General features: G+C 68.6%; 1 protein-coding gene. It reads right to left on the reverse strand.

Translation table 11 applies throughout. The annotated features are described in order from the left end of the window. Positions 1-26 precede the first annotated feature (26 nt). The gene (locus ACFWJW_RS16160; protein ID WP_387240656.1) at positions 27-479 is read right to left on the reverse strand and encodes a spore-associated protein A; all 453 of its coding nucleotides are present in this window, start codon (positions 477-479) and stop codon (positions 27-29) included. Positions 480-673: the final 194 nt, after the last annotated feature.

Genomic DNA, 673 nt, shown 5'->3' on the forward strand with positions numbered 1-673 from the left:
GCCCGGGAACCCGCCGTCGTGGGGGATCAGTGGTGTGTCACCACACCGGCCGCCATCCGGCCGCAGTTGGAGCCGGAAACGCTGACGCTGACCGTCTCGATCGCGCCGCCCCAGTCCACACAGATGCCCTTTCCGGGCAGATAGACGGGACCGGCGTACGAGGTGTACTGACCGCTGTCGTAAATCCAGTCGGAACTGCCGTCGGTGGCCGCGACATAGGCGTTCATGTACACCCGCTTCCCGGCGCTGTTCCGCACGGTCACGACACAGTTCTTTCCGGTCTTGGCGCTGTACGTCAGGTACACGGTCCCCTTTCCGGTGACCGGTACGGAATTCACTACGCGGTAGCCGCTTCCGCAGGCTCCGTTGTACGCGGCGGCGGCCGTCGGCGCGGCGGCCGCGGTGGTGGCCGTCGCCATCGTGGCGATACCGGCCACGGCCAGTGCCGCGGCTCCTGCGATGGCACGAGAACGCTTCATGGAAAACCCCCCGTTGGGTGAAGTGCGTTGCGTGGTCATTCGCAGTGTTGGACGGTGCTCGGGCGTGGAAGGTTGTACCGCGGCGGGAATTCGCGGTCATCCCCGTGGAGTTGTCCAAAAACGGTGCCCGGCCGTCGCCGCGCACCGGAAACGGCCCGGGCCCGCCCCCCCGCCGGGGGCCCCCGGGGCCCGCC

The organism is Streptomyces sp. NPDC127097, assembly GCF_042724075.1.
Classification (GTDB): Bacteria; Actinomycetota; Actinomycetes; order Streptomycetales; family Streptomycetaceae; genus Streptomyces.

Excerpts from the sequence above, each read along its gene's own strand:
- ACFWJW_RS16160 (WP_387240656.1), bottom strand. The coding sequence starts at position 479 with ATGAAGCGTTCTCGTGCCATCGCAGGAGCCGCGGCACTGGCCGTGGCC.